The following is a 23,969-nucleotide window of genomic DNA, read 5'->3' as shown; positions in this document are numbered from 1 at the left end:
TACTGTAGGAGCGATCTCAGCCCAGCTGAGACCGCGAAAATAATCCGAATCATTTCGGCAAGAAAAAAGCGCCAACAGGCGCTTTTTTAGACCATCACGCAGAATCAATCTTTAGGCACAAGAAGCTGTACACCAGCCGCAGTGTTTGATATTGGAGCGATCAAGACGTTAACCAACTCATCAACAGGGCCAGAACAAGCACCGCGCATTGCTAACCACATGGCGAGCTCGACACCCTGTGCACCGGCAATTTCCGTGAGTTCATCATTGGTGTAGTGGGTCAGTGACTCTGGATCAGTGACCAGTTTATCCATACACATCTGGTCGAACTCAGTATTTAGGTAGCCTGCACGCTCGCCATCTAGCTGGTGCGATAGACCGCCAGTACCCAGAACAACAACTGTCTGGTCACTATCCCAAGAGCGAATGGCATCACCTATCGCTTTACCAAAAGCATATGAGCGTGATGGTTTAGGCATAGGGTGACGTTCACAGTTAATGGCGATGGGAATCACCTTAGTGCCTTTGTAGGTATGGCCTGGGTAGAGGACAGACATAGGAACTGTCGCGCCGTGATCCACTTTGATGTCCTGACAGACAGTTGGATCAAAGTCGTTTTCGATCAGGTGGTTAACGATGTGCCAAGATAGATCTGTTTCACCCGTTAGAGGTGGAATTGGTTTGATACCCCAGCCCTCATCAGCGTTGCAGTACTCGTCTGCACAGCCGATAGAGAAGGTTGGTTTCTTATCCAAGAACATCTCAAGACCGTGATCGTTGTAGAACAGTACAGCGATGTCTGGCTTGTTCTCGTTGATCCATTCGCGAACTGGTACATAAGCAGCGAATAGGTCTTTCCAGTAAGGGGTGTCCTCAATGCCGCGATCAACTGCTACACCAATAGCAGGAACGTGTGATGTGCCGATAGCACCTAAGATTTTAGCCATTCGTTTTGCCCACTCCCTGACTGTCTAAATATGCTTGGAACTCTTCAGTCGTTTGGCCGGTCATGATGCCGCCAACGTCCTGTACGTTAAGCCCAAGCGTGCCTGCAAATTTTGCAAGGTAGTAGATACTGCCGCCATTACGAAGTAGAGCGATGATGTCGCGTTTTAGGATCGCCTCTTTCTGTGCAGGGTTCAGCTTAAACTTATCGCAGTAAGCCGCTTCGTCTTGACGAAACTCTTCGCGACAGCTCTCCTCGTTGAAAGAGAAACACATCTTATTGAGGTTGTAGCCGAGTTTTGCTGCTACGCCATCAAATTTGTATGTTCCTTCAATGATCGGTTCAATCATAAGAACTCCTTATCGTTCCCAGTACAAACGCATTGGGTTGTCGATCAATAGTTTACGCTGTAGCTCTTCAGTTACGGCAATCTGTGGAATCACGTCAACCAGTGCACCATCATCAGGTGTGTGTGATTTCATGTTCGGGTGCGGCCAGTCTGTACCCCAAAGTACGCGATCTGGGAAAGCTTCAACGAGTGCACGCATGAACGGCACAACGTCAGAGTAGTCCGGTGCCTGTAGCGTCAAACGCTCAGGACAGCTGACTTTCGTCCACACCTTATCGTTGTTACGCATAAGATTCATGAAACGCTGGAAGTCAGGGTGATCAACACCATTAGCCACGTCTGGACGACCCATGTGGTCAACCACGATGGTTGTGTTTAGCTCGTTAAGGAACGGGATTAGATCTTCTAGATCTGGCGCTTCAAAGTAGACAACGATGTGCCAGCCTAGTGGTTTGATCTTCTCAGCGATCGATAGGAATACCTCTTTAGGGGTTGTATCGACTAGACGTTTAACGAAGTTAAATCGAACACCGCGGACACCCGCTTTATCCATCGCTTCAAGTTCTTCTACCGTGATCGCTGGGTCAACGACCGCTACACCGCGTGCTAGATCGCCTGCAGTCTCAAGTGCGTCAACCAGTGCTGCATTGTCTGTGCCGTGACAAGAAGCCTGAACGATCACGTTACGACTGAAACCAAGGTAATCACGCAGAGCAAAGAGTTGATCTTTAGATGCATCGCAAGGTGTGTATTTACGCTTGGGGTGGTATGGGAATTTATCCGCAGGACCAAATACGTGGCAGTGTGCATCCACTGCACCAGCAGGCGCTACAAAGTCAGGCTTTTTAGGGTTGTCGTGAAACGGGCGGTAATCTGCATCCATGTTCTTTATTCCTAATTATTCAGCGAAAACTTCGCCATCAAATAGTTTTCGCGCTGTGCGTAATAGTGCAGCGCTTTTCGGTTGGCCATCCTGATCGATATCAATAACGACCGTCATTTCTCCGATCGGGTGCTCAACGGCTAAGGTTTTTCTAGTGCCTTCAGGTAGAGTGGCCACTGAAGCGGCAGGTGAGTTCGGCAAAATAGCTGCCGTAGCAACGCTGACTGCACCCAATACACCGATAGAGGCGTGGCAGCGATGAGGGATGAATGTACGTGTAGATAGCGCACCACCATCGGTTGCTTCGCTCACCATACTCATCTTAGGTACAGACTTCTCAGTCACATCGCCGAGATTCATCATTGGACCCGCTTGTAAGCGAATGGCTTCAAGCTTGGCGCGAAGGTCGCTATTAGCTTCTAACTCTTCACGAGACTCACTGCCTGTAATACCCATATCCGATGCCCGCATTACGACTACTGGCATGCCGTTATCGATCAGGGTGCATTCAACACCGTCGATCAGATCAACTGCGTTACCGGTAGGAAGAAGGGCGCCACAAGATGAACCCGCTGTATCAAGGAACTCTAGAGGGACCGCAGCCGAAGTGCCTGGTACGCCATCAATCTTTGAGTCGCCTTTATAGGAAACCTGGCCGTTTGGTGTAGCTACTGTCGCGATAGCGATCTGGCCCGTGTTCTCCATAAAGATACGAACCTGAGTCTCATTGCCCGTTGCTTGAACTAGGCCACGCTCAATGGCGAAGGGACCGATACCTGCCAAGATATTGCCACAGTTCTGCGCATCGGTAACGATTGCTTGATCAACAAATGCCTGTAAAAAGAGGTAATCGACATCGGCGTCGTCACGATCAGAAGCGCTAACAACGGCAACTTTCGAGGTCAGTGGGTCAGCACCACCGAGACCATCAATCTGGCGTGGATCTGGAGAACCCATCATGCCAAGAAGAAAAGCGTCTCGTGCGGTAGTATCTGAAGGTAGGTCGCTCTTTAGGAAGTAACCGCCTTTAGATGTACCGCCGCGCATCCACATGCAGCGAATGCCATTAGACATACTTAAGGCCTTTCTCTTCAAGGCGAGGGCGCATGTTGTAGATATCAAGACCTAGCTCACCATTCGCCATGCGAACACGCTTCTCCTCTTCACGAGCTTCACGCGCTAGCGCCTCTTTAAGAACCTCTTCGGCTTCATCGCGGCGAACAACACAGACGCCATCATCGTCAGCAACAATGATATCGCCTGGGTAGATCAATGCTTCAGCACAGACCAGAGGGATGTTCACTGAGCCCAGAGTCTCTTTGATGGTGCCCTTGGCGTAAACAGCTTTAGACCAGACTGGGAAATCCATCTCTTTAAGGATAGCAGTATCACGAACACCGCCATCAATGATTAGGCCCTGTACGCCACGCGATTTAGCTGAGGTCGCCAGTAGATCACCAAAGAAGCCATCTACAGAAGGTGAAGTTGGCGCAAACACCATGATGTCGCCGGGTTTACACTGCTCAATAGCAACATGCATCATCCAGTTATCACCGGCAGCACCAGAGATTGTCACTGCACTGCCTGCAATAGAGCGACCTGAGTAGATTGGGCGCATGTAGTGTGCTAATAGACCGCGACGACCCTGAGCTTCATGAACGGTTGCAACGCCCAATTTAGCTAGACCTGCGATTACTTCTGAATCAGCACGTTCAATATGTTGAACAACTACGTTCTCTGCCATAATCCTCTCCTTAAACCTTCAAACGACTGAATACACGTTGAGCATTGCCAGAGAAGATCATCTCTTTCTGCTCAGCATTCACTTTAGTTGTCGCGTCGATGTATTGTTTAGTGTCATCAAAGTAGTGACCTGTCTCTGGATCGATACCACGAACCGCGCCGATCATCTCTGATGCGAAAAGGATGTTTTCAGTTGGGATGACATCTAGAAGGCAGTCGATACCTTTCTGGTGGTAGACACAGGTATCGAAGAAGACGTTATTCAATACGCGCTCTTCAAGTTCGAAACCTTTATCCAATGCCATTCCGCGGAAACGACCCCAGTGGTAAGGAACTGCACCGCCACCATGAGGGATGATGATCTTAAGTGTTGGGAAGTCTTTAAATACATCAGACATCATCAACTGCTGGAATGCCGTGGTATCAGCACCTAGGTAGTGTGAACCTGTCGTATCGAAGTTGTGGTTGCAGGCAGCTGATACGTGGATCATTGCTGGAATGTCGTATTCACACATCTTCTCGTAGATAGGGTAGAACTCTCGAGCCGAAAGGCGGCTGCCATTCCAGTGGCCACCTGATGGATCTGGGTTAAGGTTAATACCAATAAAACCCATCTCTTCAACGGTACGAACGATCTCTGGTACAGATTTAGCTGGATCAACACCTGGAGATTGAGGCAGCTGAGCAACAGGAACAAAGTTCTCTGGGAATAGGTCACAGACACGACGAATGAGATCGTTTTGGTTTTCAGTCCAGAATTTAGAGGTGTGTTCATTACCCACATGGTGAGCCATCCAGCTAGCACGAGGTGAGAAGATAGTAAGATCAGTGCCACGCTCTTGCTGAAGTTTTAACTGATTGTTGATGATCGACTCGCGGATCTCATCATCAGTAACACCAAAGTCGCCTTTTTCACCAACAAAATCTGGATTCTTTTCTACTTCTGCTTTTTGAGCTTCACGCCAAGCGCCAACACCAGGAGGTGTGGTTGTGTAGTGACCATGGCAATCGATAATCATGTCTCAAACGTCCTTTTATAATGAATTGGATTTCTATTTTTCTATCCTCTCTATATCGCCTTTTTTAAGCTATTTAGTTTTTACTTTTTAGGTATTTGTTTTTGATATAGGTATTTAAATCACATCAGGTTACAATGACCCTTATGTTCAAGAATCTTCCTAACATACGACATCTTCGGGTATTCATTGAGGTCTCCAATGCAGGAGGTATAAGTCAGGCTGCAGAGCGTGTCTTTCTCTCTCAACCTGCGATGACTCAAGCCATTGCGAAGTTAGAACGCTTGCTGGGTGTAAAGCTGTTTGAACGCCAGTCCAGCGGGATGTATCTGACTGAAGCTGGTGGCGTCTGGGAAGCGAGGGTCAACAGCGCCTTTGCTATTCTAAGATTAGGTCTGGCCGATGCACTGTCGTCCATGTCGAATCGTCGTATGGAGACGATTGAGCGCATCATGACGCAGCTGACGACGACCCAATTAAAAGCACTAGTAGCGGTTACCGATGCGCAAAACTACAGCGTTGCAGGTCGTAATCTGGGTGTATCACAATCTTCACTGCATCGATCAGCTCGTGAGCTCGAGTCACTCATGGGGCTGTCGCTGTTCGAAAAGACCAGTACTGGCATTGCGGCAACACGAGCGGCCAAAGTGTTCTCCAAATCAACCAAGTTGGCCATTTCAGAGATTCATCAGGGGCTTCAAGAGTTGTCAGGCCTTGGTGATGGTCGTGAAGTGGGACGGATGCGCATCGGCAGCATGCCACTAGCACGCACCTCTCTGTTGCCCAAAGCGATTAATGAATTTACCAAAGCTTATCCTGGTATCACTTTAGAGTTGGTTGATGGGCCCTATGAAGATCTTTTAGCCCATATCCTTCAGGGGGATGTGGATCTCTTGGTCGGTGCGTTGCGTTTCCCGATCCCAACCAGTGATATTGTTCAAGAAGAACTCATAGCGCCTCCATTAGCAATTGTGGCACGCAAAGGGCATCCCGCTCTCAATATAGATCAGATTACTCGAGAGGACCTTCTTAACTACGGTTGGGTTATCCCAAGAAGTGGGGCGCCAACCCGCAACCTATTTGAAGAACTGATTCTGCAAGGTGAGGAGAGGGAAGGTCTATCCATCGTCGAAACCAGTTCCCATGTGCTGATTCGAGAGCTGTTACTTGGCGGTGATCGACTCACATTAATCTCTCAGCATCAGTTGGAATTTGAGTTATCCAAAGGGGATTTGGCGGTGCTTCCTTTTGAGATGTCAGGCACTAAACGCCCAATCGGCATTACCCGTCGCAGCTCATGGAACCCCACTAATGCCCAGCAAAAATTTATTGATCTACTGCGGCTGGCCGTATCTTAGAAGCGGTTTTGTCTAAGCTTACATTCACATTTTTGAATGACGTCTAGAATTTTTAACGGTTCTATGAAAGATCCATTTTGATAATCTTAGGGACAATATTTATCCATTCGAATTAGGGAGACACTAATGAGAGTTTGTGTTGCAGGCGCTATGGGCGCATTTGGTCTAAAACACTTAGATGCATTGAGTAACATTGAGGATGTTGTTGTGACGTCAGTCGTTGGTACTAAACCTGATGCCATTGCTGAGTTTGCTAAAGAGCGTGGTATCGCTCACGCAACAACAGATCTTGCTGAATCGCTTGCGCGCGATGATGTGGATGCGGTCATTCTTGCAACACCGACTCAAATGCACGCCTCTCAGTCTATTCAGTGTCTTGAAGCAGGCAAGCACGTCATGGTTGAGATTCCGATGGCGGATAACATTGAAGACTCAATCAAACTGGTGGAGGCACAAAAGCGCACGGGTTTGGTAGCCATGTCGGGTCAGACTCGCCGCTTCAACCCAAGCCACCAGTGGATTCATAACAAAATCCAAGCGGGTGAGCTTAAGATTCAACAGATGGATGTTCAAACTTACTTCTTCCGTCGTTCTAACAAGAACGCTCTGGGTAAGGCGCGCTCATGGACGGATCACCTGCTTTGGCACCACGCTTGTCACACCGTGGATCTATTCCAGTACCAGACTGGCGAGAAGTGTACAAAAGTACAAGCGATGCAGGGTCCGATTCACCCAGAACTTAACATTGCAATGGACATGTCGATTGGTATGAAATCAGAGAGCGGTGCACTGTGTACACTCTCTTTATCTTTCAATAACGACGGTCCATTTGGTACTTTCTTCCGTTACATCTGTGACAAGGGTACCTACATCGCCCGTTACGATGATTTGGTTGATGGTAACGAGAACCCAATTGATCTCTCTGGCGTTGCTGTTTCTAACAACGGCATCGAGCTTCAGGATCGTGAGTTCATTTCTGCAATTCGCGAAGGCCGCGAGCCAAACTCAAGCGTTCAGCAAGTATTGCCTGCGATGGAGACACTACACCAGCTAGAACAGCTTTTGGATTAAGTGTTGGCTTGTCGTTAAAAAGGCCGCTGTAGCGGCCTTTTTGTTGTCTTCTTCACTGGAAGACGCTGAGAGAGCAGGTGACAGGCTGAAGGCCAGTCACTGGCACGAAGATGTCAAGGCAAGCACCGGTGACTGGCTTCAGCCTGTCATCCGCCCTCAAATTACGCTCCAACCTACAACACAAACGCCAAAACAGTGTTTAGCGTCGCGTAAGACGCGACCGTAGTCAGCAGCAATGAGCTGGAAGCCGTCTTTGCTGCGCCATAAGGTGCAGCGAGAATAGGGTAGATGGTGAACATGGGTGAAGCGGTGATGACAATTAGAGCTATCTGCCATTGTCGATCAAAGTCCCACCAGAGGGTAATCAGCAGAAGGGCTAGAGCAGGTTGAATCAACAGTTTTGCCCCTGCAATCATTCCTAAAGTACTCAAATCATCGCGAATAGAGTTTCCTACTAAAGATCCTCCAATAACGATCAGTGCTGCGCCACCAGCCGCTTTTGCGAGCACCCCTAAGCTTTCGTCGATGAACAACGGCAGTTGAAAGCCGCTCAACGATAAAATTAAGCCAACCGCTATTGCGATGAGTATCGGGTTGTTGATCAGGCGTTTAAAAATTGAGCTTAGTGAGCCTAACAGCGTTTTGTCTTTATGATCAGCTGAGAAGTACTCAGTAGTCAGGAGCGCTAACGGAAGCACCACTAGGTTTTCGACCAGTATACAGACAACTAATACTTGAGCGGCCATATCGGGCATGACCTGCAGCAGAATAGGGTAGCCAACAAAAATACTGTTGGGCATAGCGGCCCCAATGGCTAATGCTGATGACTGTTTAGCATCACCTTGTCTGACGCTCCGAATCAGACCCAACGAAATGAAGAAGGTAGCGACTGCGGCAATAGCATAAATCGATACGTAATCGCTATTAAAGATATCAGCAGGGCTATTCTTAGATAGATTGCCGACAATGATCGCCGGTATGCAAAAAACCAAAACAAAGCGGGCTATCCCAGGGATAGCCTCCTTAGACAGTGCGTTATATTTAACGGCTAAAAACCCAAGAGCCATTAACGTAAAGAGCGGTGCGGTAATCCCGAGAACGTTCATCATCTAAACCTGTCATCAAAGAGGTTCTATCTTATCGAGCCCTGAGACTTGGTGGTAGCGATTCGCCCCTGATTACCATAAAATCAATAATCTATTCGAAAAAGTGATGGCTAATGCAAGTTCGAGATTACAACCGCAGTAACTGGTTCAAGAACCGTCGAAGCCTGTTTAGGTTGCTGATTAATGCGTTGCTGTTGATATCATTAGCACTTTCACTTTTATCTCTGCTTCAGCAGCTTTTCACAGATTCATTGACGGGCTCCTACTTTTACCCGCTCACTCTCTCTTTGTTAGTCATCCAATATTTTGTGCACCGTATTCATTTAAGCTGGGGTGGAGCTGTAGCTTTCCTTACTATGGGAGCTGGTTCAATATCGCTAGCCTTAGTGTCGGATGATATAGCATTAGCCTATTTGTCAGGTGCGCTTTTGCCAGTATTGCTTCGCTTTGTATTGGCTCAAAAATGGGTATTACTCTTCATACCTATCTGGCTCTCTCTCCTCTTATTTATTCACTCCTATCGAGTACAAGAGGAGCTGATTTCTGAGCTCTATACCCATCTAATAACGCTCTCTTACTCCTTGCTGGTCTATGGTTCAGTAGCGGTGCTGTTTAATCGTATCTACTCTCTTGTTTTTTATAAAGAGTGTAAAGAAAACAGCGACTTAACGTCTGAATTTATAGACAATTATCAAATTCATCAGCATTTTGATTGGCTCAAAAATAAGAATCCTGACGGTGTTGTAAGAGTCTATGGTGTCTACATTAAAAATATCTTGGATAGTGTAGGAAAAAGTTCAGAAAGTTCGATTGAATTTAAAGAGAGCGTTACTCAATTTAATCAGTTGTTAAGGGAAGTTTGTCCTGCAGGTGCATCCATTGGCAGGCTTGATAATGGGGTTTACGTTCTGATGTCAGAGCGACGGTTTTGGAACGCATTTGAGCGTGGACTTCGTCAGTTAAAAAAAGAGGCAACGGATCTCTCGCCGATTGTTGTTTCAACCGATACCCCTAATGACTCAACTGATCTGGATAGTGCACTGCATAACTTGGATACAGTATTTGTGCGTGCCACCAAAGAGAAAACAGATTTTGCTCGATTCAATTTGAAAGATCGTGATCATCTTAACGGCCAAACAGATATTCAATCTTATGAAGTCTCTCAGGCATTTGCTAACCATGAGATACAGATGTTCTTTCAGCCTAAGGTCGATATTAAAGATAACAATAGACTGGTAGGTGCGGAGGCACTGGTCCGCTGGATTCACCCTGAGAAAGGTTTGCTAACACCAAAAGATTTTGTCGATCTTCTTGAGTCCTCCCCATACAGGCTTACATTTATAAACAGTGTCGTTGAGCAATCCGCACATTTTTGTGAAACAATGAAACAGTCGGGTCTACCGATCTCGGTTTCATTTAACTTAAGCGCTAATGATCTTCAGGATTTGCGTGTCACCTACGAGTTGAGTCAGGTCCAAGAAAAGTACGGTTTTAGTGCCGGAGAGTTACAGATTGAGCTATCTGAACAGGAGACAGACGTCTCTTTGGATAACTTAAAGCGCTCCTTAGATGCCGTGAAAGAGCTAGGTTATTCAATCGCTTTGGATGATTTCGGTACCGGTATGAGCTCACTCGCCTATTTTCAAAACCTACCCGCCGATACCATCAAACTAGATAGAGCCTTTATCAAAGACATTCATCTAAACCCCTCGTCTGAGCATTTAACGAAAATGGTCGTATATTTGTCCAAAGCGGAGGGGCTGACAGTCGTAGCAGAAGGGGTTGAGAACGCCTCGGAGGCAGATAGACTGCTTAAATTAGGTGTTGATCAGGTGCAGGGGTTCCTATTTGGTAAACCGATGCCGGCTACTGAGTTTCTTCAATATTACGGCTTAGAATTAGTTGAAGATGATGTTTAAAAAGCGGCATATATCTTGCTAGTTTTTATCTAACTCTTTCCAATCGTTAATGGTTTAAACCTAATCTATATGTGGTCTTAATGAATAGAAAAGTCATCACAACAACACCTTACTCTGGTCAGAAACCAGGTACGTCTGGCCTTCGAAAAAAGGTTAAAGTATTTCAACAACCTAACTACTTAGAGAATTTTGTTCAGGCTGTTTTTGACTCTTTAGAGAGCTGCCAAGGCCAATCACTCGTGATCGGTGGTGACGGTCGTTATTTTAACCGTGAGGCAATTCAAACCATTATTAAAATGGCGATCGCCAATGGCTTTGAAACCTTAATCGTGGGTCAAGCAGGAATTCTTTCAACGCCAGCAGCCAGCTGTGTGATCCGTAAATATGGTGCAGTCGGTGGACTGGTGTTGTCAGCCAGTCACAACCCAGGTGGCCCTGATGAAGACTTTGGCATTAAATTTAATCGTGCCAACGGTGGCCCTGCAAGTGAGACCCAGACGGACAGTATTCACCAAACGACGGAAACCATTACTCGATACTTTACGATTGATGCTGAACCTGTAGATCTTGATAGTGTTGGAGAGGTTAGCATTGGAAATGCGCTGATTAAGGTGATTGATCCTGTCACAGATTATGCCGATCTGATGGAGGAGTTGTTTGATTTTAAAATCATGAAACAGCTCTTGAGCGGTTCAAATTTCACATTTCGTTTCGATGCCATGCATGCCGTGACTGGGCCTTATGCACAAGAGATATTCATCAACCGGTTGGGCGCACCAAAAGAGAGCGTTATCAACGCGATTCCAAAAGAGGATTTTGGTGGTCATCACCCCGACCCCAATCTTGTACATGCAGCCGAATTGGTCAAACAAGTCAATGAACAAGGGTTAGATTTCGGTGCCGCTTCGGACGGGGACGGCGATAGAAATATGATCATTGGCAACCATTTTTATGTAAACCCTTGTGACAGTTTGGCTGTATTAGCCGCGAACGCACAAAAGATTCCCGCCTATGAAGATGGATTGAAGGGTGTCGCTCGCTCAATGCCAACCAGTCGTGCAGTTGACCGTGTGGCTGAAAAACTCGGTATCAACTGTTATGAGACTCCTACCGGTTGGAAATTTTTTGGCAACCTGATGGATGATGGCCGTATCAGCTTCTGTGGTGAGGAGAGTTTTGGTACCAGTTCAGATCATGTTCGCGAGAAAGATGGACTTTGGGCTGTTCTATGCTGGATCAATATTCTGGCCGCGACCGGTCAATCGGTCTCTGATCTGGTTAAAGATCATTGGTCTCTATTCGGAAGGGATCTATTTACCCGCCATGACTATGAATCAATCGATTCAGACAGTGCAGCCAATATGATGCAGCAGCTAACAGCCTCTTTGGATAGTCTTGCAGGAGAGACCTTTGATGGCGTTACCCTGACTCTGGCCGATCAATTCAGCTACTCAGACCCTGTTGATGGCTCCGTCAGTCATAATCAAGGAGTTAGAATGCTGTTCGATAACGGAGGTCGTATCGTTGTTCGGCTATCTGGAACCGGTACGGCCGGTGCTACGCTGCGTGTCTATCTAGATCAGTTTACTCAGGATGAGTCGATTACTGACACACAAGCAGCTTTGAAACCTTTAATCGAGTTGGCGAATCAGTTGATCGGTATTAAGCAATTTACAGGACGCACAGAACCTGACGTTATTACTTGATAGAAGGTGTGGCCCTATGGATCGCGGTTTGTCGCTGCGCTCCAATTCGCTCCTACAATTTAACGCTCCGTTTGTAGGAGCGAATTGCCCGAAGGGCAAACCGCGACAATTTAACTTTTGGCTCTTTCGATCGCCTGTTCTAGACGATCCTGTCCCCAGAAGGGTTCTCCATCAACGATGTAGAAGGGGCTGCCAAAGACACCAGCCTCAATGGCTTCGTCAGTCTCTTTGTCCAACTGATCATCTAAGCCTTTTGATTGCTCTAATAGAGCTGAATCAATACCCAGTTCATCGAGAAGTCGAGCTAACACAGCGTCCTCTGCAATATTCAGATCTCTCTGCCATACGGCACTCAAGAGTGCTCGGGCTAAACCTGGCACATCCGACCCTGCGTCTCTAACCGCAAGTAGTAGTTTAGAGGCAGGGCGACCATCCACGGGGAAGTTCTTTGGCTTAAGATTAATGGTGATTCCGCGTTGTTTTTGAATTCGGCCAAGTTCAGCTAAACGATAAGCTTGACGCTGTGGCGAACGCTGAGGAACAGGTACACCGCCTGTCGCAGCAAACAGGCGACCAATATCGAATGGGTGATAGACCACCTCGGCAGGAGCCTCTCTCTCTAATAGATTGCCTGCTAGACAGGTAAACGGCGAGATTGGTGATAGGTAATAATGAATGGTATGACTCATAAACGAATCCTTTTGTTTTACTGAGTTACGAATAGCAAGTCGTTGCGGATCTTAATTTAACCCTTAGCTCTTTTTAGCCACAAATGCAGGGTGTGGTTTTTCATCAATCGGCCAGTGAAGAATAACCGCCATCAAACCAAAGAAGATACCGGCCCACCAGATGTACTCATAATGACCATAAGTTTCGTAGAGATAGCCGCCTAACCAGACTCCAGAGAAACTCCCGACCTGATGACTAAAGAAGACGAAACCATACAGGGTGGCCATGTATCGTGTACCAAACATGTTCATAACGATACCGGACGTAGGTGGAACGGTTGCTAGCCACAGCAGCCCCATGACTGCACTGAAGATAAGCACCGATGTCAGCGTGATAGGGAATATCAAGAAGAGGGCGATCGCAATCGTTCTTCCTCCGTAGATTGCCACCAGTAGCTTCGATCGTGAGTGCTTGCGACAGATATTGCCGGCCCAGAACGCCCCAGCGATATTGAACAGACCAATCAATGAGAGAGACCAAGCACCGACCTGATGCGCGAAGCCTAAATCTGATAAATAGGCTGGCATGTGCGCTGTAATAAATGCGACGTGAAAGCCACAGACAAAGAAGCCAAATACCAGAAGCCAGTAGGATTTGTGACCAGCGGCTAATCGCACTGTTTCAGCAAATCCTTGATCCGTCTCTTTAATGACAGAACTTTTTTTAGCATTCAGAGGAATGGCTAACAACATCATCAATAGTGCGATAGCCGTTAGAATATGCAGTGAGTTGATCCAGCCAAAATCAGAGATAAACATCTGAACCAATGGAACAAGCGCAAATTGACCAGCAGAGCCACAAGCGGTGCCCAAACCGAGTACCCAGTCACGTCGTTCTGGTGGAACGGATTGAACTAAAGCAGGAAGAACGATGCCAAACGAAGTGCCGGCGACGCCAGCACCCACGAGAAACCCTAATCCTGCATTAAGCGTGAAAAGATCCGACACACCAGCTGTTAGATAAACACCTAGGGCATAGACCAGTGCGCCACCAAACAGGACGTTGCGATTTCCGAAACGGTCGGCAAGCCCGCCAGTGAAAACCGACATAATTCCCCAGCTCAGGTTTTGCAAGGCTAGGGCAAAGCCTATGATGTCACGCCCCCAGTCGGTTGAAGCCTCAATAGGACGCATGTACAAACCATAACTCGACCGTATACCAAAGGAGATCATCAATAATAGGCAGCCACTGGCGATCAGGAAAATCGTTGAAGGGGAGAGTCTCTGAGTCATGTTTGATCCAGCTTAAAGAAGAATCGCTCAATGATAGTTGCCTATCTATTTGCGGACAACTGTATAATCATCATCCAACATTAAGATAGTGACTCCATGTTTACAGCTTTTATCTCTGCTATTACTCCGGTTTTTTTGATCGCCGTCCTTGGTTTCTTTCTGGCACGAAAAACGGACTACCTAGAACACCCTGGTTTGGCCATGCTCTCCAGCCAGATCGCCTTGCCCGCTCTGGTGTTTACCTCGGTGACTCAGATGAAAGTTCCCGTCACAGAGATGGGGTATTTGATGGGAGTGACCGCTCTCTGCTTAGCGGTCGGTGCTACTCTGATAGCCATTTTTTGCAAGCTGCTTAACACCTCACCGCGCTTCTATCTCTCGACACTGGTCAACCCCAATACGGGCAATTTAGGTATTCCACTGGTCTTTGCACTGTTGGGGCCTGAGGCTCTGGCATCTGCGGTCATCATTTCAACAACTGTGACGCTTAGTCACTGGACATTAGGAACCACCGCCATGTCAGGCCAATACAATTGGCGCTCACTGGTCACCAATATGCCTCTGTTAGCACTCTTGTCAGGTGCAATCGTGGTATCGATGGATTTGACGATTCCTGTGCCTATCAGTCGTGCTTTAGATTCTATCTCCGGTATAGCCATACCGATTATGGTCATGTTGTTAGGCCGCTCATTAGCCCGTTTAAAGATAGGGGGTGCCCGTCAGGTTGGCATCATTGCAGGTTTATCCATCTACCGACCCTTGTCGGGTTTTTTGATTGCCTGGCTGGTTGTATCCCTAATTACTATCGATACCACTGCAGCGCTCTCACTGCTTATTCAGATGTCGATGCCGGTTGCTGTGATGAGTTATGTTCTAACGGTTCGATATGGCGGTCCTGTCGATCGTATTGCCGCTCTTACCATTACCAGTATTCCTGTTAGCCTTGTAATACTGGTGTTGATCTTCAACTTTCAGTCAGCACTGGTTTAAAAGGGTAGGTCTGGCTGACTCTTTCTTGCTATAATTTCACGCTTATTTTTTTGTCGATACCGACTGCCTATTTTTCGAGATCAAACTCGATATGGAGAAATGAATGAGCGCCCGCGTTGCAATAGTTATGGGGTCTAAATCAGACTGGCCAACCATGGAAGAAGCCGCCAAGATGCTAGATGTACTGGGTGTCGAGTACACCGCTGAAGTGGTATCGGCACATCGCACCCCAGATAAGATGTTCCGCTTTGCTGAACAAGCTGCCGACAATGGCATCAAAGTTATTATTGCCGGTGCTGGTGGTGCGGCTCACCTCCCAGGTATGATTGCTGCTAAAACCATTGTGCCTGTGCTGGGTGTGCCTGTGCAGAGCAAGGCATTGAGCGGCCAAGACAGTCTTCTATCCATTGTTCAGATGCCACGTGGTATTCCTGTTGGAACCCTGGCTATCGGTGGAGCAGGTGCATTTAATGCCGCGCTACTGGCCTCTCAGATGCTAGCAACAACCGATGCAGAGCTCGCCGTTCGTCTGCAAAATTGGCGTAATGAACAGAGCCAAACGGTTCTAGATAATCCAGATCCACGAGGTTAAGCATGCAGTTGCCACGTATTGTCATTGCCGGTAATGGTCAACTAGGTCAAATGCTTCAGCAAGCAGGTGCACCCCTGCAGCTTGAAGTACAACCTATTCACCCGATAGGTGATCAACTGGTCGAGTTGAATGACGACGACGTTATCTCGGTAGAGATTGAGCACTGGCCTGAGAACCCGGTCGGTAATCAGCTTAAATCCCACCCAAACTTTCGAAACGATGCGGCTCTATATCAGGTCATTGATCGTTTTCGTCAGAAATCGACCTTAGATCGCCTTAATGTCCCAACGGCCCCTTGGGTTGATTTAAACAGTGCCGATGCATCCATTGCCGAGTCTCTATCCTCTCTGGGTGAGCGTGCCGTCGTAAAGGCGCGTATGGGTGGTTACGATGGGCGTGGTCAATGGCGCTGGACGCAGGGTGATGAGATTCTTGCTGAATGGGATGGCATTGCCATCGCTGAAGCGATGATCCCGTTCTCACATGAGGTGTCGTTGGTTGGCGCACGAAATGCGCAGGGTGAGAAAGTCTTCTACCCATTGACACGTAACTGGCATCAAGATGGCATTTTGCGTGCGAGTATTCCTGGGTTGGATAATGACCCTGCGATGCAAGCGAGTGCTGAACGTTGGCTGGGATCGATCATGGATGACTTTAACTACATCGGCGTCATGGCGATGGAGTGTTTTGTTGTCGATGGTGAATTATTGGTTAATGAGTTAGCGCCACGTGTCCATAACTCCGGACACTGGAGCCAAGAGGGTGCTAGTGTCAGTCAGTTTGAATTGCACCTAAGAGCGCTTGCTGGTTTACCTTTGATCACCCCTGAGTTTCGTGGTGTCTCTATGATGTATAACTTGCTTGGACGAGACTGGAAAGCAGAGTGGCTGGCGGTACAGGGCGCTCATGTGCACTGGTATGGTAAAGAGATCCGTCCTGGTCGTAAGGTAGGTCATCTCAACATCGTTAGACCGACTGTTTCCGCACTAGTTGAAAGCTTGTCCGAACTCGAGCCTCACTTGGATGAGGGTGAAGCAGTGGTGGTTGAGTGGGCAAAAGCTCAGCTTAGCTAATTTAACAAGCTAATCTCTAAAACTAAAAAAGCCGCTTGAGGTATCTCAAGCGGCTTTTTTGTATCGACTGATCGATTAAGCAGTTGCTTTTGGAGCAGCCGCTTTACGAGTTGTTTTTGCAGCTGGTTTAGCCGCTTCAACTGAAGGCATGAAGTTTGAAAGATCAAAGTTTTTCATGTCGAATTTAGAAAGGTCGAACTGTGCTAGATCGAATTTCGCTAGGTCGAACTTAGAGAACTGAGCCATCGCTTCTTCTGTCATCTCTTGAGTAGACTTTTCGAAGATTTCAGTCAGTTCAGCTTTTGCAGCCATTAGAGCAGAGATCTCTTCTTCAGCAACAGTGTTTAGTTTTGCTTCCATCTCTTTAAAGAAAGCAACCTGAAGTTCTAGAGCAGCTTTTGGCTCTTTTGATTCAGTCAATGCTTTAACATGCTCAAGACCACGGTTTAGCATCTCTGTAGCAACAGTTTGCTGCATGCCGAATAGTTTTTCAGCAGTTTGTTTGTTGATTTCAGCTGCTTTAGTGAAAGGAGCCATCTGTGCTTTGAACTGGTTCATCATTTCGTTGTACATGGTGACCTCCGAGGTCTTTAAGTTTCTATCTAAAAAGTTTGTTGCACTGCAACATTTGACGCCATATTAGACATTGACTAAAAAACAATCAACACTTTTTTGTGCATTGCACAAAAATAATTATTCTGACCATCTCATATCATTCTGCGTTAAACTTATTCGTAACTTTAGATCTGTATTTGACGATTAATGAATCCATATGAACACGCTCCGATTGGAGTCTTTGATTCAGGAGTGGGCGGGTTAAGTATCTTATCCGCTTGCCTTAACAACCTACCCAATGAGTCCTACCTGTATATCGCTGACAGTGGCTATGCACCCTATGGTGATAAGAGCGATGCAGTGATCCGTGAGAGGGTGGTTCAGATCGTCTCTTACCTCATTGAGAAGGGCGCCAAGGCGATTGTGATCGCGTGTAATACAGCAACCGCTGCTGCTGTTCACGAGTGCAGAGAGCTATTCTCCTTACCGATCATTGGTGTTGAACCCGGACTAAAGCCTGCCATTAAGATGAGTCAGTCAAAACGCGTTGGCGTTCTGGCAACTCAATACACGGTAGAGAGTCAGAAGTTCCAACGATTGGTCTCCCAGCTTAAACAGCAAGCAGAGTCGATTACAGCACTTGGCTGCCCTGGATTGGTCGAATTAATTGAAAACCCAAACACCACCAATCAACAACTCAGCACACTACTAACCACTTATATTGATCAGTTTGAAGCAGCCGATATTGATACCTTAGCGCTTGGATGTACGCATTATGGATTTGTTGAGAAAGAGATCAGCGAGTTGTTCAGTCATCCAGTTAAGGTGATCGACACATCGGAATCGATCGCGCTCGAAGTTAAACGTCGTTTAACTGAACAGAAATTACTCTCTCTCTCCAATCAAGCGGGTAAATTAGAGATACTGACCACAGGACGAGACAGAGAGGCTCTCTCTGAGTTATCTAAACGTTTAATCCAATTTGAGGGGGTCGTCACCCCTGTAGAGGTATCCAAGTGATTGAGTTTATAAAAAAACTTCTCCGTTCAGACCCTGTTGAAGAGCCGGTGGCTTCGGAGTTTGAATACAAAGGGTTCAAGGTTTCAGTCAAACCGAGAAAAGTGGATGGCGGCTATGGTGTGGGTGGCATGATCTCCAAGGAGATTGATGGCCAATGGTTGGAACAGCCGTTTATTCGTGCTGACAGCATGGCATCAAAAGAGATCTGTGTAGAGGTCACCATGAACAAAGCAAAAATGACGATTGATCAGATGGGGGATGCACTGTTTAGCAAATCTGGCCATCGGTAAGGGCTTCTTCAGATTTTTCAGAGTCAGAGTGTATTACAGAATCATACATCACGACCTGATTTCGGCCTGAGTGTTTGGCTGCGTAAAGTGCTTTGTCACTATCGCTGATCAGCCCCAGCATGATCTCTTTTGTTGTCATTGTGCTGATGCCATCAAAGGTCGCAATTCCGACACTGACGGTTACTCCTAAAGAAAGATCGCTCTCTAAGAAGGGCGTTGATTCAATCACCTCTCTGAATCGCTCGAAAATCGCTTTAGGATCTGATTCAAGCGCCGTACAGCAGACAACAAACTCTTCACCGCCGTATCGTGACACTAGATCATAGGGTCTAAATGTCTCTTTCATTCGATCAGCAAACTCTTTAAGCACTCTGTCGCCAACGGGGTGTCCATAGGTATCGTTTACCCGTTTAAAAAAGTCGATATCGCAAATGGCCAGTGCTAATGGCTCACCGGTTCGTTTAGTTCGTTCAATTTCATTATCAAGATGCTCGATCAGAGAGGCGCGATTTTGCAAACCGGTCAGCTCATCATGCTCTGCCTTGTAGGCGAGCATCTCATTGGCAATATTGAGTCGATTTTGCAGCTCTAAAGTTCGTAAACCAACGCCCAGTCGTGCGCGCAACTCAACGGGTTTAGTAGGTTTGCTGATGTAGTCGTTAGCTCCGGCTTGCAGTGCAGTTGCCAAGTGCTCTTGATCGGAGTGTGCAGTGACCAACACAATGTAGGGTGGGTCATTACTCTCAAGCGCTCTGATTTTACGACAAAGCTCTATGCCATCCAGATTGGGCATCTCCCAATCAAGAACGAGCATACGTGGAGGTTCTGCTTCTGTTGTCAGAATTTCAAATGCCTCTTCACCATCCTGCGCGGTCATTACGTCAAAGCCCCAACCCTCAAGTTGGCGCTCCATCAGCATTCTTAAGACTTTATCGTCGTCGGCAATCAGTACTTTCATAATCTCTGTTAATAGATTGAATTTCATTCAGTGTAGCAGGGCATTCAGAAAGTACAGAAAATATTAAAAAATCTTTTATATTAGTTTTGCCTAATATATTATTACCGGAACTTAACCCTTATAAACGAATAGAGTGTTTGATATGCAGATCAGAAAGGCCGTTAACCTAGCAGTGACCGCGTGCACCCTAGTGACAACCATTTCACTAACGCAACTGGCTTCAGCCCAAGAGCTAGCGTTTACTGAGACCAAAATTATTCAGCAACCGATCAAGGTCGAATTCGACGGGACTGTGGAAGCGGTTAATCGAGCTATTGTTGCCGCACAAACTTCTGGTCGAATTCTAGAATTACCTTTTGATTATGGCGATTTTGTTGAGCAGGGCAGTGTGATAGCTCGCCTAACACAGAGTGAACAGCGCGCAGGGCTGGATGCTGCAAGAGCTTCTCTCAATGAAGCACAAACCGCTTTTGATGAAGCTACTCGTCAATTGGATCGTTTAACCGCACTGTTTGAGCGCAAATTGGTCGCGATCGCGCCTGTAGACAGCGCTCGCCAACAACGTGATGCAGCCAAAGCAAGACTCGATGCAGCAAAAGCTCAGGTTTCTAATGCCCGTGCTCGTTTTGATTACACTGAGGTAATCGCGCCCTATTCAGGTGTAGTGGTTAACAAGCTAGTTTCTGAAGGGGAGACGGTACAACCAGGTACACCATTGATAGAGGGGATTGCACTGGATAGATTACGTGTTCGAGTTCAAATCCCGCAAGCCAACCTGGTCGATGCCAAACAGAGTCAGTTTGTTAATGTTGTGTTGGGTGATCAGGTTGTAGAACCTGTCGATCAACGCTTAATTCCGACAGCCGATCCACTAAGTCATACCTTTACACTGCTTCTAACGTTACCAGCGGGTGACCCTGCTCAAATGCCGCTTCCAGGTGAGTTAGCACGTGTTCAATTTACCATTGATGAAGAGCCTGTGCTGACTCTGCCTAAGTCATCTATAGCGACTCGTGGTGAAGTGGAAGGTGTTTATGTGGCTTCAGGCGATTCAGCCCTCCAATTTAGATACATCAGAACCGGTCAAACTGCTGGTGAACAGGTAGAAATTATCTCTGGTCTCGCAGAGGGCGAAACCGTAGCACTTGATCCTATTAAAGCGGCCTCAATTTATAAGGAGGCGAATCGTGCAGAGTAATGACACTCAAACACTGGGCATATCGGGACGAATTGCCAAGAGTTTTTTAACGACTGAAATTACCCCGCTACTGGCGATCGTGGGTCTTCTGCTAGGTCTTTTTGCCGCGCTGGTGACACCGCGTGAGGAGGAACCACAGATCAACGTCACCTTTGCCAACGTGATGATTCCTTTTCCAGGCGCAAGTGTTGCTGAAGTAGAGTCGCTTATCACCACATCTGCAGAGCAGGTGGTGTCAGAGATCAGTGGCGTCAAAAACATCTACTCTGTTTCCAGCCCAGGCATGGCGCTGTTGACGGTTCGTTTTGAGGTCGGCGAGCCAAGAACCGATGCGATTGTCCGTCTCTATAACGCCTTCTACTCGAACAGAGATATCTTCCCGCCGAATATGGGTATTGGTGAACCGGTCATCAAACCTAAGGGCATTGATGATGTACCAGTTCTAGCTGCGACCTTATGGAGTCGTGATGAATCAGTTAGCAGTGCCGATCTATTGAACGTCGCTCATACGATTCAGTCTGAGCTTCAGCGAGTTGAAGGAACCCGCGATATCACTGTGATTGGCGGCGCTAACCGTGCCATTCAGATCGACTTCGATCCAGTCAAGATGGCGGCACTCTCGGTTACTTTGGATGATGTTCGCGCTAAGTTGCAATACGCTAATGTGACAGCCGATACTGGTGATCGCGTCAAAGCGAACAGCGCCATTCGAGTTCAAGCAGGTCAACTACTTCAGGATGTCTCAGAGGTTAAAAACCTAGTGATAAACGTTCGAAATGGCGCACCGGTTTACCTTCGCGACATTGCTAATATCTACGATGCTCCAGAACAACCGAATCAATACGTCTCTTTTGGTACTGGTCAAGCGGCTGCAGAGCAAACTGCTGTTACACCTGCGATCACCATAGCAGTTGCCAAGAAACCGGGTGAAAACGCGGTTGAAGTCGCGGATGCATTGATCAAACGATTTGATGCGATTCAAGGCATCTATGTACCAGATAATATTGATACAACCATTACACGTAACTATGGTGAGACAGCTGATGATAAGGCGCAAACCCTAATCAAAAAGCTGATTTTCGCTACGCTGTCGGTCATCGTCCTAGTGCTATTTGCACTGGGTGTTCGTGAAGCTATTGTGGTGGGCATTGCCGTTATCGTCACCTTGGCTATTACACTCTTTGCCTCATGGGCATGGGGCTTTACCCTTAACCGAGTGTCGCTATTTGCGTTGATCTTCTCGATCGGCATTTTGGTTGACGATGCCATTGTCGTTGTAGAAAACATACACCGTCATATGTCGATGGGTGTTAAATCACTACGTGAAGCGATTCCCCTTGCAGTCGATGAAGTGGGTGGCCCAACAATATTGGCAACCTTTACTGTCATTGCAGCCCTACTGCCTATGGCCTTTGTCAGCGGCTTGATGGGCCCTTACATGTTGCCGATTCCGATCAACGCCTCAACAGGTATGCTGATCTCACTAGCCGTCGCCTTCATCTTGACCCCTTGGCTCTTTTTGAAGCTGTTTAGACGTCATGTTGAAACAGGTCATTCAGCGGACCATGGCCACTCTGAATCTCGCTTCAAAGGTCTATTTGTTAAGCTACTGACACCGATGCTGCGTCAGGGTAAAGGGGCGTTAAACCGCTACCTATTGCTGGTATCGATTCTGGCGATGATCGGTGGATCCGTCTACTTGGTTGTTAATCAGTCGGTCATTCTTAAGATGCTGCCCTTCGATAACAAGAGTGAGTTCCAGGTCATCGTTGATATGCCAGAGGGAACTTCTCTAGAGCAGACGCAGCGTGTCTTAACTGAGTTGGCAGATGATCTACAGGCACTTCCTGAACTGAAAGATTTCCAAATCTACTCAGGGTCTGCCTCGCCGATTAACTTCAATGGCTTAGTTCGTCAGTACTACCTGCGTTCAGCACCTCATATGGGTGACATTCAAGTGAACCTCAGTGATAAGGCGTTACGTGATCGTAAGAGTCACGAAATAGCGCTTGAAGCACGTGCTCTGCTTGCCGACACGGCTAAGCAATTCAACGCCAACGTGAAGGTCGTTGAGATGCCGCCAGGGCCTCCGGTTATGGCACCTCTAGTGGCAGAGATCTATGGTCTGGATAAGCAGGGTCAAATTGACCTAGCCAAACAAGTTCGCGCGCAATTTGAGTCTACCGAAGGGGTAGTCGATGTCGATGACAGCATTGAAGCCCAACAGACTAAAGAGATCTTCACGATTGATCGCGTTCGTGCCGCGCACTTTGGTGTAGCAGATGCGACCATTGTTGCGGCACTAAACAGTGCGATCCGCGGTGAAAGCCTGGGATACCTGCATGATGACCACTCACGCGTTCCCGTGCCATTAACGCTTAAGCTGGGTGACCAAGATAAGGCAAACATCGCTAAGATTGAGTCTATTCAAGTTCGATCAGATAAAGGCACCTTGGTCTCTTTAGCTGATGTTACTCAGCGTATCGATACGCAAGTAGAGCAGAGTGTTTACCATAAAGATCTACTGCCTGTTGTTTATGTCACCGGTGATGTGGCAGGTGATACTGATAGCCCGCTCTATGGTCTGTTTGAGATTGAATCGAAGCTGGATGACGTCGCACCCAGTGGTAATCCTATTGATCGTTTCTTCTTCTCAGAACCTTCTGATCCCTATGAGTGGAGCTTGAAGTGGGATGGCGAATGGCAGATCACTTTTGAGACCTTCCGTGACATGGGTATTGCCTACTCAGTCGGTCTGATCATGATCTACCTACTGGTCGTTGCTCAGTTCCGTTCATACGGTATTCCATTGATCATTATGGCTCCGATTCCTTTAACGATTATCGGAATCATGCCTGGTCATGCGATATTGGGACAGCAGTTCACAGCGCCCTCTATGATCGGAATGATCGCACTCGCTGGCATCATTGTCCGCAACTCCATACTCCTGGTGGATTTCATTCAGCAACAAGTGAAAGAGGGCATGAGCTTCCAAGAAGCAACGATTAATGCGGCTGCAGTTCGCTCGTTACCCATTGCACTGACCGCAGTCGCTGCGATGATGGGTGGCTTCTTTATCATTGACGATCCAATCTTCGGTGGTCTTGCAGTTTCATTGATCTTCGGTTTGATGGTATCAACCATACTGACCTTAGTCGTAATTCCGGTGGTCTACTACCACTACCATTGGAAGAAACATGCTTAATTGATGTTTGATTTGAAAACCCGGCTTTTG

General features: G+C 47.2%; 22 protein-coding genes. 11 read left to right on the top strand and 11 right to left on the bottom strand.

The genetic code is table 11. The annotated features are described in order from the left end of the window. Positions 1–104: 104 nt before the first annotated feature. From XMA127_RS07655 to XMA127_RS07630, 6 genes are read right to left on the bottom strand one after another with little or no spacing between them, the layout of a single operon-like run. Complete coding sequence (locus tag XMA127_RS07655) at positions 105–947, bottom strand: class III extradiol dioxygenase family protein (RefSeq protein WP_173480894.1); 843 nt, start codon at positions 945–947, stop codon at positions 105–107. Continuing rightward, the gene (locus XMA127_RS07650) at positions 940–1,296 is read right to left on the bottom strand and encodes a protocatechuate 3,4-dioxygenase (protein WP_173480895.1); all 357 of its coding nucleotides are present in this window, start codon (positions 1,294–1,296) and stop codon (positions 940–942) included. The genes XMA127_RS07655 and XMA127_RS07650 overlap by 8 nt, the downstream gene beginning before the upstream one ends. A gap of 9 nt (positions 1,297–1,305) precedes the next feature. After that, positions 1,306–2,178, bottom strand: coding sequence for an amidohydrolase family protein (locus XMA127_RS07645; protein ID WP_173480896.1), 873 nt, complete (start codon positions 2,176–2,178; stop codon positions 1,306–1,308). A gap of 15 nt (positions 2,179–2,193) precedes the next feature. After that, positions 2,194–3,252, bottom strand: a complete 1,059-nt coding sequence (locus XMA127_RS07640; RefSeq protein ID WP_173480897.1) for a 4-oxalomesaconate tautomerase — start codon at positions 3,250–3,252, stop codon at positions 2,194–2,196. Next, a complete protein-coding gene (locus XMA127_RS07635) occupies positions 3,245–3,922 on the bottom strand; it encodes a 4-carboxy-4-hydroxy-2-oxoadipate aldolase/oxaloacetate decarboxylase (RefSeq protein WP_173480898.1) in 678 nt (225 codons plus the stop codon). The genes XMA127_RS07640 and XMA127_RS07635 overlap by 8 nt, the downstream gene beginning before the upstream one ends. A gap of 10 nt (positions 3,923–3,932) precedes the next feature. Further along, complete coding sequence (locus XMA127_RS07630) at positions 3,933–4,940, bottom strand: amidohydrolase family protein (protein WP_173480899.1); 1,008 nt, start codon at positions 4,938–4,940, stop codon at positions 3,933–3,935. A gap of 143 nt (positions 4,941–5,083) precedes the next feature. Here XMA127_RS07630 and XMA127_RS07625 point away from each other — a divergent pair, with 143 nt between their 5' ends. Beyond that, positions 5,084–6,295, top strand: coding sequence for a LysR family transcriptional regulator (locus tag XMA127_RS07625; protein ID WP_173480900.1), 1,212 nt, complete (start codon positions 5,084–5,086; stop codon positions 6,293–6,295). 126 nt (positions 6,296–6,421) lie between these two features. After that, on the top strand, positions 6,422–7,366 hold the full coding sequence (locus XMA127_RS07620) for a Gfo/Idh/MocA family oxidoreductase (RefSeq protein ID WP_173480901.1): 945 nt from the start codon (positions 6,422–6,424) through the stop codon (positions 7,364–7,366). A gap of 173 nt (positions 7,367–7,539) precedes the next feature. On the opposite strand, the gene XMA127_RS07615 is transcribed toward XMA127_RS07620, so the two are convergent. Beyond that, positions 7,540–8,475 (bottom strand): AEC family transporter, encoded by a 936-nt coding sequence (locus tag XMA127_RS07615; RefSeq protein WP_173480902.1) that lies wholly within the window; start codon positions 8,473–8,475, stop codon positions 7,540–7,542. Positions 8,476–8,585: 110 nt separating this feature from the next. Here XMA127_RS07615 and XMA127_RS07610 point away from each other — a divergent pair, with 110 nt between their 5' ends. Together XMA127_RS07610 and XMA127_RS07605 are read left to right on the top strand one after the other, a co-directional pair. Beyond that, complete coding sequence (locus tag XMA127_RS07610) at positions 8,586–10,391, top strand: EAL domain-containing protein (protein WP_173480903.1); 1,806 nt, start codon at positions 8,586–8,588, stop codon at positions 10,389–10,391. 80 nt (positions 10,392–10,471) lie between these two features. Next, entirely contained in the window at positions 10,472–12,097 is a 1,626-nt protein-coding gene (locus tag XMA127_RS07605) for an alpha-D-glucose phosphate-specific phosphoglucomutase (RefSeq protein ID WP_173480904.1), read from the top strand. Positions 12,098–12,207: 110 nt separating this feature from the next. Here the strand turns inward: XMA127_RS07605 and XMA127_RS07600 are convergent, their stop codons facing one another. Further along, positions 12,208–12,786, bottom strand: coding sequence for a 2-hydroxychromene-2-carboxylate isomerase (locus tag XMA127_RS07600; RefSeq protein ID WP_173494427.1), 579 nt, complete (start codon positions 12,784–12,786; stop codon positions 12,208–12,210). A 63-nt stretch (positions 12,787–12,849) separates the two neighbouring features. Beyond that, positions 12,850–14,058 carry an MFS transporter gene (locus tag XMA127_RS07595; protein ID WP_173483946.1) on the bottom strand — a complete coding sequence of 403 codons (1,209 nt, stop codon included), beginning with the start codon at positions 14,056–14,058 and terminating at the stop codon, positions 12,850–12,852. Positions 14,059–14,154: 96 nt separating this feature from the next. Here XMA127_RS07595 and XMA127_RS07590 point away from each other — a divergent pair, with 96 nt between their 5' ends. The 3 genes from XMA127_RS07590 (at position 14,155) to purK (ending at position 16,713) form a co-directional block, all read left to right on the top strand. After that, positions 14,155–15,048, top strand: a complete 894-nt coding sequence (locus XMA127_RS07590) for an AEC family transporter (protein WP_173480907.1) — start codon at positions 14,155–14,157, stop codon at positions 15,046–15,048. A 103-nt stretch (positions 15,049–15,151) separates the two neighbouring features. Then, on the top strand, positions 15,152–15,640 hold the full coding sequence (purE, locus tag XMA127_RS07585) for a 5-(carboxyamino)imidazole ribonucleotide mutase (RefSeq protein ID WP_173480908.1): 489 nt from the start codon (positions 15,152–15,154) through the stop codon (positions 15,638–15,640). Between the two features lie 2 nt (positions 15,641–15,642). Further along, on the top strand, positions 15,643–16,713 hold the full coding sequence (gene purK, locus XMA127_RS07580; RefSeq protein ID WP_217362058.1) for a 5-(carboxyamino)imidazole ribonucleotide synthase: 1,071 nt from the start codon (positions 15,643–15,645) through the stop codon (positions 16,711–16,713). Positions 16,714–16,788: 75 nt separating this feature from the next. Here purK and XMA127_RS07575 read toward each other — a convergent pair whose 3' ends face one another. Beyond that, positions 16,789–17,286: a phasin family protein gene (locus XMA127_RS07575; RefSeq protein ID WP_173480909.1), complete on the bottom strand. Its 498-nt coding sequence runs from the start codon at positions 17,284–17,286 to the stop codon at positions 16,789–16,791. Positions 17,287–17,475: 189 nt separating this feature from the next. Here XMA127_RS07575 and murI point away from each other — a divergent pair, with 189 nt between their 5' ends. Together murI and XMA127_RS07565 are read left to right on the top strand one after the other, a co-directional pair. Next, positions 17,476–18,288 (top strand): glutamate racemase, encoded by an 813-nt coding sequence (murI, locus tag XMA127_RS07570; RefSeq protein WP_173480910.1) that lies wholly within the window; start codon positions 17,476–17,478, stop codon positions 18,286–18,288. Further along, a complete protein-coding gene (locus XMA127_RS07565) occupies positions 18,285–18,578 on the top strand; it encodes an HlyU family transcriptional regulator (protein ID WP_173480911.1) in 294 nt (97 codons plus the stop codon). Before murI ends, XMA127_RS07565 begins: the two co-directional genes overlap by 4 nt. Here XMA127_RS07565 and XMA127_RS07560 read toward each other — a convergent pair. Then, the gene (locus XMA127_RS07560; RefSeq protein ID WP_173480912.1) at positions 18,556–19,536 is read right to left on the bottom strand and encodes a diguanylate cyclase; all 981 of its coding nucleotides are present in this window, start codon (positions 19,534–19,536) and stop codon (positions 18,556–18,558) included. The genes XMA127_RS07565 and XMA127_RS07560 overlap by 23 nt on opposite strands. A 142-nt stretch (positions 19,537–19,678) precedes the next feature. Here XMA127_RS07560 and XMA127_RS07555 point away from each other — a divergent pair, with 142 nt between their 5' ends. Then, positions 19,679–20,734 (top strand): efflux RND transporter periplasmic adaptor subunit, encoded by a 1,056-nt coding sequence (locus tag XMA127_RS07555; RefSeq protein WP_173480913.1) that lies wholly within the window; start codon positions 19,679–19,681, stop codon positions 20,732–20,734. Continuing rightward, positions 20,724–23,939, top strand: a complete 3,216-nt coding sequence (locus tag XMA127_RS07550; protein WP_173480914.1) for an efflux RND transporter permease subunit — start codon at positions 20,724–20,726, stop codon at positions 23,937–23,939. Before XMA127_RS07555 ends, XMA127_RS07550 begins: the two co-directional genes overlap by 11 nt. Positions 23,940–23,969: the final 30 nt, after the last annotated feature.

This window comes from Marinobacterium sp. xm-a-127 (assembly GCF_013283425.1).
GTDB lineage: Bacteria > Pseudomonadota > Gammaproteobacteria > Pseudomonadales > Balneatricaceae > Marinobacterium_E.
The sequence above is the reverse complement of the archived record's forward strand: the minus strand, read 5'-3'. Positions and strand labels throughout refer to the sequence as shown.

Excerpts from the sequence above, each read along its gene's own strand:
- XMA127_RS07655 (WP_173480894.1), bottom strand. The coding sequence starts at position 947 with ATGGCTAAAATCTTAGGTGCTATCGGCACATCACACGTTCCTGCTATT.
- XMA127_RS07650 (WP_173480895.1), bottom strand. The coding sequence starts at position 1,296 with ATGATTGAACCGATCATTGAAGGAACATACAAATTTGATGGCGTAGCA.
- XMA127_RS07645 (WP_173480896.1), bottom strand. The coding sequence starts at position 2,178 with ATGGATGCAGATTACCGCCCGTTTCACGACAACCCTAAAAAGCCTGAC.
- XMA127_RS07640 (WP_173480897.1), bottom strand. The coding sequence starts at position 3,252 with ATGTCTAATGGCATTCGCTGCATGTGGATGCGCGGCGGTACATCTAAA.
- XMA127_RS07635 (WP_173480898.1), bottom strand. The coding sequence starts at position 3,922 with ATGGCAGAGAACGTAGTTGTTCAACATATTGAACGTGCTGATTCAGAA.
- XMA127_RS07630 (WP_173480899.1), bottom strand. The coding sequence starts at position 4,940 with ATGATTATCGATTGCCATGGTCACTACACAACCACACCTCCTGGTGTT.
- XMA127_RS07625 (WP_173480900.1), top strand. The coding sequence starts at position 5,084 with ATGTTCAAGAATCTTCCTAACATACGACATCTTCGGGTATTCATTGAG.
- XMA127_RS07620 (WP_173480901.1), top strand. The coding sequence starts at position 6,422 with ATGAGAGTTTGTGTTGCAGGCGCTATGGGCGCATTTGGTCTAAAACAC.
- XMA127_RS07615 (WP_173480902.1), bottom strand. The coding sequence starts at position 8,475 with ATGATGAACGTTCTCGGGATTACCGCACCGCTCTTTACGTTAATGGCT.
- XMA127_RS07610 (WP_173480903.1), top strand. The coding sequence starts at position 8,586 with ATGCAAGTTCGAGATTACAACCGCAGTAACTGGTTCAAGAACCGTCGA.
- XMA127_RS07605 (WP_173480904.1), top strand. The coding sequence starts at position 10,472 with ATGAATAGAAAAGTCATCACAACAACACCTTACTCTGGTCAGAAACCA.
- XMA127_RS07600 (WP_173494427.1), bottom strand. The coding sequence starts at position 12,786 with ATGAGTCATACCATTCATTATTACCTATCACCAATCTCGCCGTTTACC.
- XMA127_RS07595 (WP_173483946.1), bottom strand. The coding sequence starts at position 14,058 with ATGACTCAGAGACTCTCCCCTTCAACGATTTTCCTGATCGCCAGTGGC.
- XMA127_RS07590 (WP_173480907.1), top strand. The coding sequence starts at position 14,155 with ATGTTTACAGCTTTTATCTCTGCTATTACTCCGGTTTTTTTGATCGCC.
- purE (WP_173480908.1), top strand. The coding sequence starts at position 15,152 with ATGAGCGCCCGCGTTGCAATAGTTATGGGGTCTAAATCAGACTGGCCA.
- purK (WP_217362058.1), top strand. The coding sequence starts at position 15,643 with ATGCAGTTGCCACGTATTGTCATTGCCGGTAATGGTCAACTAGGTCAA.
- XMA127_RS07575 (WP_173480909.1), bottom strand. The coding sequence starts at position 17,286 with ATGTACAACGAAATGATGAACCAGTTCAAAGCACAGATGGCTCCTTTC.
- murI (WP_173480910.1), top strand. The coding sequence starts at position 17,476 with ATGAATCCATATGAACACGCTCCGATTGGAGTCTTTGATTCAGGAGTG.
- XMA127_RS07560 (WP_173480912.1), bottom strand. The coding sequence starts at position 19,536 with ATGAAAGTACTGATTGCCGACGACGATAAAGTCTTAAGAATGCTGATG.
- XMA127_RS07555 (WP_173480913.1), top strand. The coding sequence starts at position 19,679 with ATGCAGATCAGAAAGGCCGTTAACCTAGCAGTGACCGCGTGCACCCTA.